Source organism: Nocardia thailandica NBRC 100428 (genome assembly GCF_000308795.1).
GTDB lineage: Bacteria > Actinomycetota > Actinomycetes > Mycobacteriales > Mycobacteriaceae > Nocardia > Nocardia thailandica.
Map to the genome: position 1 here is coordinate 1 of NZ_BAGK01000022.1, position 8,629 is coordinate 8,629.

The window sequence follows — 8,629 nt, forward strand, 5'->3', positions numbered from 1 at the left end:
CGGAGCCGAGGGCGGCGAACAGCTCCGTGGCCCGCTCGCGGGAGAACAGTCCGCCCGCGAGCCGTCGGCGCAGGTCCTCGTCGGTGGCGGATTCGATGATCAGTGCCTGCCGGGCGACGAGGTGGTTGCGGCGCTCGCGGAGCAGCCGGTCCACCCAGGCGGCGATCCCACGGGCGAGGGCGTGGGGATCGGCCGCGGCGGGCGGGGGGAACCGCGCGTCCTCGAAATCGGCGCGGGACCGGGCGGTGATCGTGTCGGCGACGGCGGCGACGAGGGCAGGGCGGGTGCGGAAGTAGTAGGACGTCGACCCGGCCGGGAGCCGCAGGGCGTTGTCGAGCGCCCGGTGGGTGAGGGCGCGGATGCCCTGTTCCGCGATGAGGTCGGCGGCCGCCTCGGCGATCAGGGCGCGCCGGTCGCCGCGCGTGACGGCCGCGCGGGTGCCCGCCGGGTGGTCGTCTCGTGTGGACATCGTCACCTTCCTCGTCCGGCCCCGTGCCGATCCTCTACAACTGTAGAGGACGGAGGAGGAGACATGGAACCGGACGCGGTGGTGCTGGATCCCGACCAGCGGGCGGCCGCGGCCGCGCTGGCCGACCTGCTCGACCGGCGCGGCCGCCCGCGGCGTCGGCATCGGGGGATCTACCTGCACGGCAGGCCCGGCCGGGGCAAGACGCTGGTGATGGACCGCTTCTTCGCGGACGTCGAGGGAGACCGCAAGCGGCGCTTCCACTTCCACACCTTCTTCGCCCGGCTGCACGCCGCCGTCCACGCCAGCCACAGCATCGAACGCGCGATCGACGAACTCCTCGGCGACGCGCGCCTGGTCTGCTTCGACGAGTTCCACGTCCACGACATCGGCGACGCCATGCTCATCGCCCGCATGCTCGACACCCTGTTCGCCCGCAGGCTGGTGCTGGTGGTCACCTCGAACTATCCGCCGGCGGGCCTGCTGCCCAACCCGCTGTTCCACGACCGGTTCCTGCCGGTCATCGCCGAGCTCGAAGCGCACCTCGATGTGGTGAGCGTCGACGGCCCCGTCGACTACCGCACCCTCGGCGCGCGGCGGGGCCGGGGATTCACCGCCGGGGCCTACCGGGTGACCCCGGCGGCCCCGGTCGCGCGGTCGATGCCGGTCGACCTGTCGGACGGGCGAACCGTGCAGGCCGAAACCGTCACCGGCGACGCGGTGACCTTCCAGTTCACGGCCCTGTGCGGGACGCCGACCTCCGCCGCCGACTACGTCGGGCTGGCGGGGCGGTTCCGGCGGTGGACGCTGCGCGGTGTGCCGCGGCTGGCGGCCGTGCCGCCCGATCAGGCGATGCGCCTGGTGAACCTCGTCGACGTCCTCTACGACGCGGACCTGCCCCTCACGATCGAGGCGGCGACGGGTCTCGGCGCGCTGGTCGAGGGGGTCCGTGGCGTCCCGGATCTGTCCCGCACGGCCAGCCGGCTCGGCGAACTTCCGGCATTCACGCAGGTGACCGCCGCCACGGGTTAGCGGATGTCAGTGTCCCGGCGCACAATAGATGGGAGGAAATCCTAAGTAATCGATTTTCTCCCGGACGAACCACTCGGCATGTAACTATGTGGCTGTTTTGTGCAGGCTCTGGGTTTGGTGGTAAGGCAGTGATCGGGGTGAGGGCGCCGATAACGCGGGTGATCGCAGTGATGGCGCTCATCGCCGCGGCTGTCGTCGCGCTCCAGGGTTACGTCCCCGGCGCGGGCCCGGTCGAACCGCCCGGCCTGCCGTCCCCGCTGGCCATCGTGCTCATGCCGGTCCTGCTGCTGGTCTCGATCGTGGTGCTGCTGGCCGGAGTGATCGCCAGTCAGCATCGGTTACCGCTGTCGATGCCGCAACTCGACCCGGAACGGGAGAAGCGGCCGAAGCTGAACCGGATGGCGCTGCTGGTGCCGCTCGCGCTGGCCGCGGTCACGCTCGTCTTCGCCGGCGGCATCGCGGCGCTGTTCCTGCTCCCGGGGGCACGGACCACGCCGCCGGGAACCACCTCGACCGCGCCCGAGGGTTCGGGCCCGGTGCCCTCGCCGGACGACGCCCCGGCGCCCGATCCGACCACCGGGCCCACCCACCTCACCGGGACGGCGCTGCTCATCGCGGCCGTGCTGGTCATCGTGCTGATCGTGGTCGCGGTGGCCGGCCTGGCCGTGGTCGCGGTGGCGGCCCGCCGCGAGCCGGAGGCGCCCGCGCCCGCGGTTCCCGAACCGACCTCCAGCGAGATGGACTCGCTGACCAGGGCCGCCGAGATGGGCCTCGCGGCCGTCGCGGCACCCGGCCAGGATCCGCGGATGGCCATCATCGCCTGCTATGTCGCGATGGAACGCGGCCTGTCCAGCGACCGGGCCGCGGCGCCGCTCGCGTCCGACACCCCCATGGAAGTCCTGGCGCGCGCCTTCGAGAGCGGCGTCCTGCACGACGCGTCGGCCAGGGAACTGGTCGCGCTGTTCGAGGAGGCGCGGTTCAGCCCGCACTCGATGCTCGAGTGGCAGCGCATGCGCGCCGAACAGCTGCTGCGCATCGTCCTCGCCGACCTCCAGCGCAGGGTGGTGGCCGCGGCATGATCGGTCAGGGTCCGGCGGCGGCGCGCGTGGTCACGCGGGCGGCCCGAACGGGGGAGGTCGGCGCATGAAGGAGTGGCCGGTGGTCGTCCTCGCGGCCGGAGCGGTCGCGCTGGTCGAGGTGTTCCTGCTGCGTCAGGACCGCGACCTCGTTCTCGTGGCGGCCGCGCTGCCCGTCGCGGTCGCGCTCGGCTGCCTGCTCTGGTCGATCCGGCGCCGGATGGCGCGGACCGAGGAACCCCTGCCCGAGCACATCGACAACGGTCCTGTCGAGATGCTCGGCCGCTGGCACGCCAGGGCGCAGATGCTGACCGCCCGCGCCGACGGCACCAGGGCCGACTGGGACCGCCACCTGCGGCCGCTGCTGGCCAAGGAGTTCGAATTGTCCACCGGCATGCGGGTATCGAAGAACCGCAGAGCCATCGAAGCCGCCGGGCAACTGCAGTTCGGACCCGAACTGTGGCGCTGGGTGGACCCGGCGAACTCGGCGTTACGAGACCACACCGGTCGAGCACCGGGCAGAGCGGCGCTGGACGAGATCCTGCACCGCCTGCAGACCATGTAAGGGGTTAGAGGCGACCGATGACCATGCCGTTGAACGCTACCGTCCAGCGCACCGACGCGATCCTGCGCGAGCTGGGCCGGGTCGTGGTCGGCAAGCGAGATGAGCTGCAGCTCATCATGATCGCCGTGCTGTCCGGGGGGCATGTCCTGATCGAGGACCTGCCCGGCCTCGGCAAGACCCTGATCGCGCGGTCCTTCGCGGCCGCGCTGGGACTCGACTTCACCCGCGTCCAGTTCACGCCGGACCTGCTGCCCGCCGACCTGCTCGGCTCGACCATCTACGACATGTCCTCGGGCCGGTTCACCTTCCGGCGCGGGCCGGTGTTCACCAACGTGCTGCTGGCCGACGAGGTCAACCGCACCCCGCCCAAGACGCAGGCGGCGCTGCTCGAGGCGATGGCCGAGGGCCAGGTCTCCATCGACGGCGAGACCTTCCTGCTGCCGCAGCCGTTCATCGTGCTGGCCACCGACAACCCGATCGAGTACGAGGGCACCTATCCGCTGCCCGAGGCCCAGCTCGACCGGTTCGCCATCCAGCTGCGCCTCGGCTACCTGTCCGAGCAGGACGAGACCCAGATGATCCGCCGGAGGCTGGAGCGGGGCTCGACGCCGCCGCAGGTCGGGCAGGTCGTCGACGCGCAGGGGCTGATGGAGATGCGCCAGTCCGTCGAGTTCGTGACCGTGCATCCGGACGTGGTCAACTACGTGGTCGCGCTCGCGTCGGCCACCCGCAGTCATCCGCAGGTCGAGGTCGGGGCGAGCCCGCGCGCGGAGCTGGATCTGGTGCAGATGGCGCGCGCCCGGGCCCTGCTGCTCGGCCGCGACTACGTGATCCCCGAGGACGTCAAGGCCCTGGCCGTGCCCGCGATGGCCCACCGGATCACCCTGCGCCCGGAGATGTGGGTGCGCCGCATCCGCGGCGAGGACGTCATCTCCGAACTCCTGCGACGCCTACCGGTGCCCCGCGCGACGACCACATGAGGCATCGGGACAACTCGACGGCCGTCGAGGTAGCGCTGCGCTGGCGCCCCGCGCCGCTGGTGTTCATCCTGGCCGGGTGCGCGGCGGTGGCGCTGGTGCTCGCGGTGCTGCTCGGCCGCTGGCAGCTGGTGCTGTTCGCCGCGCCCATGCTCGGGGTGTTGGCGACCGCGCCCTGGCAGCAGGCGCCGACCCGCATCCAGATCGACGGCAGCGGCGTGCTGCGCTGCTTCGAGAACGAGACCGTCGACTGCGAGGTCGCGGCCTTCGTCGAGCAGGGACACGCGCTGCTGCGGATCACGCCGCTGCCGCAGGACGGTCTCGGGCTGATCGTCGAGGACTCCCACGATTCCGGCCTCGCGCCCGCGGGCGCGAGGCTCGCGCTCTCGGCGGCACGCTGGGGTCGCTACCCGGTGCGGGTGCGGGTGTCGGCGCTGAGCCCGGCCGGCCTCGCGGTGGCGACCGCGCGGGCCACCGCGGGCCAGCTGTACGCCTACCCGCTGGCCGACCCGCAGCGGGTCCGCCTGCCGCGCACCGAACTTCCCGACCGCATCGGCACCCACCTGACCCGCAAACACGGGCCCGGCGTCGAGTACGCCGACATCCGCGCCTACGCGCCCGGCGACCAGCTGCGCACGGTGAACTGGCCGGTCAGCGCCCGCCGCGGCAGGCTCTATGTCACCGAACGATTCACCAACCGCTCCGCCGACGTCGTCGTGCTCGTCGACACCTCGCAGCAGGCGCCGGGTCCCGCCACCGACTCGCTGGAACAGTCCGTGCGCGGCGCGGCCCAGGTGGTGCAGTCGACGCTGCAGGCGGGCGACCGCACCGCCGTGGTCTGCCTCGGGCAGCAGCCGCGCTGGCTGCGGCCCGACATCGGGCGCAGGCAGTTCTACCGGATCGTCGACACGGTGCTCGGCGTGGGCGACGAGCACGTCCCGACCACCGGCACCCTTGCCCCGCATTCGGCCGTGCCGATCGGCGCGATCATCGTGGCGTTCTCGACCCTGCTCGACACCCAGTTCGCGCTCGCGCTGATCGACCTGCGCAAACGCGGGCACGTGGTGGTCGTGGTCGACGTGCTGCGCGGCACCCCGTTCGTCGAGGGGCTGGAGCCGACCATGGCCAAGATGTGGCAGCTCGAACGGGCCTCGATGTACCGCGACATGGGCACCGTCGGCGTCGACATCGTGGCGTGGCCCGACGACACCCGCCTCGACCAGGCCATGCGCCTGCTGCCCGAACACCGCCGGACCTCGCGGGTGCGCCGATGACCAGATTCCTGTCCGTGCTGTCCGGGGCCCTGCTGGTCGCGGTGGTCGCGCTGATCAACCCCCTGGCCGCGCTGCCGACGTTGCTGCTGGTGATCGCGGGCTGGTGGTTCCGCGTCGCGGCGGTCGGCGCCGTGCTGGTGGTGATCGGGGTGTTCGCCGTGGCCGACGCGGGCGTCGTCGCGGCCGCCGCGACCGGGCTGGTGGCCACGACCTACCTGCTCAACGCGGCCCTGGTCCACGCCCCCGAGGGCGTCGTGCCGACGACCATCCCGTCGGTCGGCGGCGCGGTGCTGTTCACCGTCGCCGCGGCCGCGGCGGCCCTGGTTCCGGTGGAACTGATCTGGGCGCCGCTGGCCGCGCCGGTGCTGATCGTGCTGGTGTACGCGATCCTCGTCGGCCCGCTCGCGGGCGATCCCGCGGCGGTCACCGAGGAGATCGAGGAACCACAGGGCTGAGCCCGGACGACGAGAACCCGGAACCGCGCGGTTCCGGGCTCTCGGGCCGTCGGGATCAGCGCAGCCGCAGCGCCACGTCGTGCAGCACGGGCGCGCCGTCGCGCTCGTCGACGGTCACCGCCGCGACGACCTCGCCGTCGGACCGCCAGGCCCGGATGCGCAGCGTCTCACCGGGATACAGCACCCCGGCGAAGCGGGCGCGGAACCCGGCGACGGCCGACGCGTCGGCCTCGGCGACCGCGTCGGTCAGCGCCTTGCAGACCACACCGTAGGTGCACAGCCCGTGCAGGATCGGCGCCGGGAACCCCGCGCCCGCCGCGAACCCGGGGTCCGAGTGCAGCGGGTTGCGGTCGCCGCACAGTCGGTACAGCAGGGCCTGCTGCGGCAGGGTCGGCACGACCAGCTCGAGATCGGCGGCGCGCTCGGGCAGTTGCGCCCTGGTGCTCGGCCCGCGCTCGCCGCCGAAGCCGCCCTCGCCCTTGGCGAAGATGGACGAGCGGGCCGTCCACAGCAGCTCGCCGTCGGATCCGGTCACGGTCTGTTCCTGGACGACGACCGCCGAGGAGCCCTTGTCCCAGATCTCGGCGATCCGGCCGGTGCTGGTCGCCTTGCCGGTCGCCGGAATCGGCTTGTGCACCACCACTTCCTGATGGCCGTGCACCACCTTGGCGAGGTCGATCTCGATGCCGGGGAAGGAGACCCGCGGCGGCTCGGTCTCGCCGAGGGTCGGCGCGACCGTGGCGAAGGTGGGCAGCACCTGCGGCGCGCGGTCGTCGAGGTAGCGCAGTTCGGCCGGATCGGTCGGACGGCCTCCGGCGCCGAGGCCGAGGTGGTAGAGCTGGACGTCGGTGGGCGTCCAGGAGAATTCGCGGCCGGGCAGTTCCGCGCCGAGCGCGCGCTCGAGGTCGATGGGCATGCTACTTCTCCTTCTTCGCGGCGATGTCGAGGACCGCGAGGTAGCCGAAGGTGATCGCGGGTCCGATGGTGGCGCCGGGGCCTGCGTAGGTGTGGCCCATGACCGGGGCGCTGGTGTTGCCCGCGGCGTAGAGGCCCTCGATCGGGGTCTCGTCCTCGCCGAGCACGCGGCCCGCGGTGTCGGTGACCAGGCCGCCCTTGGTGCCCAGGTCGCCGGGGACGATCTTGGCCGCGTAGAACGGGCCCTGGTCGATCGCGGCCAGGCAGGGGTTGGGCTTGACGGTGGGGTCGCCGTAGTAGCGGTCGTAGTGGCTGTCGCCGCGGCCGAAGTCCTCGTCCTTGCCGGTGGCGGCGAAGCCGTTGAACCGGGCGACGGTGCCGGTCAGGTTCTCGACGGGGACGCCGATGCGCTCGGCCAGCTCCTCGAGGCTGTCGGCCTTGACGATGTTGTCGTTCTCCAGCCACCGCGAGGGGAAGCGCTGGCCCGGCTGGAGACCGGCGAAGATGTAGCGGTTGCGGTAGCGCTGGTCGAACACGAGCCAGGCCGGGATGTTGGCGCCGGGGCCCTCGCCCTGCCCGTACTCGCCGCCGTACATCGTGTGCACGGCCTCGACGTAGGGCGCGGACTCGTTGCCGAACCGCTTGCCTTCGGCATTGACCATGATGGTGCCCGGCAGGTTGCGTTCGGCGAGCGCGAACCACGGCTTGCCGCCCTTGAAGATGGTCGGACCCCACCAGGCGTCCTCCATGAAGTCGACCCGCCCGCCGACGGCCATGCCTGCCTGGATGCCGTCGCCGGTGTTGGCGGCGGCGCCCGTCGTCCACTCGGTGGTGATGGGCTGGCGCTGGTACTTGGCCCGCATGTCGGCGTTGTGCTCGAAGCCGCCGCTGCCGAGGACGACGCCGTAGCGCGCGGTGAAGGTGACGGGTTCCCCGTTCTCCAGCGCTTTCACGCCCGTGACGCGGCCGTCGGTCATCACCAGGTCGGTCAGCGGGGTGTTCAGCAGCACGGGCACGTTCGCGTCGAGCAGGCCCTTGCGCATGGCGGCGATGATCGCCTGGCCCATGCCGAGCAGGTGCTTGCCGGTGAACTTGGCCAGGTAGGTGCGCGCGCCGACCCGCATGGCGCGCATCATGCCCTTGGGGTGGCGGCGGATCAGGTTGAGCCGCACGAAGTCGGCCTGCATGACGACGACGTTGAGCGGCGCCTTGGCGTAGGGCGGTTCGAGGTTGGCCAGTTCCGCGCCGAGGATCTTGCCGTTGAACGGCTTCGGCTCGCAGGAGCGGCCCTCGCCGAGGCCGCCGGGGGCCTCGGGGTAGTAGTCGGAGTAGCCGGGGACCCACTTCATCTTCAGCGGGGTGTGGTCGAGGACGAAGTCGAAGGCCTCGGCGCCGCGATCGAGGTAGGTGTCGATCATCTCGGCGGGCACCACGTCGCCGATGATGCTGTGCAGGTAGGTGCGGGCGGCGTCCCGGTCGTCCGGCCTGCCCGAGGCCAGCAGGGCCTTGTTGCCCGGAATCCACACGCCGCCGCCGGAGCGGGCGGTGGACCCGCCGTAGTGCGCCGCCTTCTCCAGCACCACCACCGACAGGCCACGGTGGGCGGCCGTGAGGGCGGCGGTCATTCCGGCGGCGCCGCTACCGACGACCACCACATCGTATTCCCGATCACTCATGTAGAACACGTTATAGAATGAGGGCGTTGTTGCGCTATGTTGTCTGGAAGAAGGGCTGATACTCCGACACGAAACCCGTTACAGTTTTGGTGGCATTGAGCCGTACCCACCAGGAGGTTCCCCGTTGCTGTCCGACGCGCTGCGCACCGAACTCGCGGAAGAGCTCGCTCGCGCCGAGTCCGAACGAGTGGCC

Annotated in this window: 9 protein-coding genes; 6 read left to right on the forward strand and 3 right to left on the reverse strand. The window is 71.8% G+C overall.

Features of this window, described 5'->3' with window-relative positions; translation table 11 throughout:
- Nucleotides 1-469 (reverse strand): TetR/AcrR family transcriptional regulator (locus tag ON36_RS02320; protein WP_052313573.1); only part of this gene is annotated, 469 nt, incomplete at its 3' end.
- A 63-nt stretch (nucleotides 470-532) separates the two neighbouring features.
- Between ON36_RS02320 and zapE the strand changes: the two genes are divergently transcribed.
- The 6 genes from zapE (at nucleotide 533) to ON36_RS02350 (ending at nucleotide 5,845) form a co-directional block, all read left to right on the forward strand.
- Entirely contained in the window at nucleotides 533-1,498 is a 966-nt protein-coding gene (zapE, locus tag ON36_RS02325) for a cell division protein ZapE (RefSeq protein ID WP_052313574.1), read from the forward strand.
- A gap of 158 nt (nucleotides 1,499-1,656) precedes the next feature.
- Nucleotides 1,657-2,577 carry a DUF4129 domain-containing protein gene (locus ON36_RS02330; RefSeq protein WP_043647247.1) on the forward strand — a complete coding sequence of 307 codons (921 nt, stop codon included), beginning with the start codon at nucleotides 1,657-1,659 and terminating at the stop codon, nucleotides 2,575-2,577.
- Between the two features lie 64 nt (nucleotides 2,578-2,641).
- Nucleotides 2,642-3,139 (forward strand): hypothetical protein, encoded by a 498-nt coding sequence (locus ON36_RS02335; RefSeq protein ID WP_043647248.1) that lies wholly within the window; start codon nucleotides 2,642-2,644, stop codon nucleotides 3,137-3,139.
- A gap of 17 nt (nucleotides 3,140-3,156) precedes the next feature.
- Nucleotides 3,157-4,119: an AAA family ATPase gene (locus ON36_RS02340; RefSeq protein WP_043647249.1), complete on the forward strand. Its 963-nt coding sequence runs from the start codon at nucleotides 3,157-3,159 to the stop codon at nucleotides 4,117-4,119.
- Entirely contained in the window at nucleotides 4,116-5,390 is a 1,275-nt protein-coding gene (locus ON36_RS02345; protein ID WP_043647250.1) for a DUF58 domain-containing protein, read from the forward strand. The genes ON36_RS02340 and ON36_RS02345 overlap by 4 nt, the downstream gene beginning before the upstream one ends.
- On the forward strand, nucleotides 5,387-5,845 hold the full coding sequence (locus ON36_RS02350; protein WP_043647252.1) for a hypothetical protein: 459 nt from the start codon (nucleotides 5,387-5,389) through the stop codon (nucleotides 5,843-5,845). The genes ON36_RS02345 and ON36_RS02350 overlap by 4 nt, the downstream gene beginning before the upstream one ends.
- A 55-nt stretch (nucleotides 5,846-5,900) precedes the next feature.
- Here the strand turns inward: ON36_RS02350 and chsH3 are convergent, their stop codons facing one another.
- Entirely contained in the window at nucleotides 5,901-6,761 is an 861-nt protein-coding gene (gene chsH3 / locus ON36_RS02355; RefSeq protein WP_043647254.1) for an enoyl-CoA hydratase ChsH3, read from the reverse strand.
- 1 nt (nucleotide 6,762) lies between these two features.
- Complete coding sequence (gene kstD, locus ON36_RS02360) at nucleotides 6,763-8,445, reverse strand: 3-oxosteroid 1-dehydrogenase (protein WP_083884860.1); 1,683 nt, start codon at nucleotides 8,443-8,445, stop codon at nucleotides 6,763-6,765.
- Nucleotides 8,446-8,629: the final 184 nt, after the last annotated feature.

Excerpts from the sequence above, each read along its gene's own strand:
- zapE (WP_052313574.1), top strand. The coding sequence starts at position 533 with ATGGAACCGGACGCGGTGGTGCTGGATCCCGACCAGCGGGCGGCCGCG.
- ON36_RS02335 (WP_043647248.1), top strand. The coding sequence starts at position 2,642 with ATGAAGGAGTGGCCGGTGGTCGTCCTCGCGGCCGGAGCGGTCGCGCTG.
- ON36_RS02340 (WP_043647249.1), top strand. The coding sequence starts at position 3,157 with ATGACCATGCCGTTGAACGCTACCGTCCAGCGCACCGACGCGATCCTG.
- ON36_RS02345 (WP_043647250.1), top strand. The coding sequence starts at position 4,116 with ATGAGGCATCGGGACAACTCGACGGCCGTCGAGGTAGCGCTGCGCTGG.
- ON36_RS02350 (WP_043647252.1), top strand. The coding sequence starts at position 5,387 with ATGACCAGATTCCTGTCCGTGCTGTCCGGGGCCCTGCTGGTCGCGGTG.
- chsH3 (WP_043647254.1), bottom strand. The coding sequence starts at position 6,761 with ATGCCCATCGACCTCGAGCGCGCGCTCGGCGCGGAACTGCCCGGCCGC.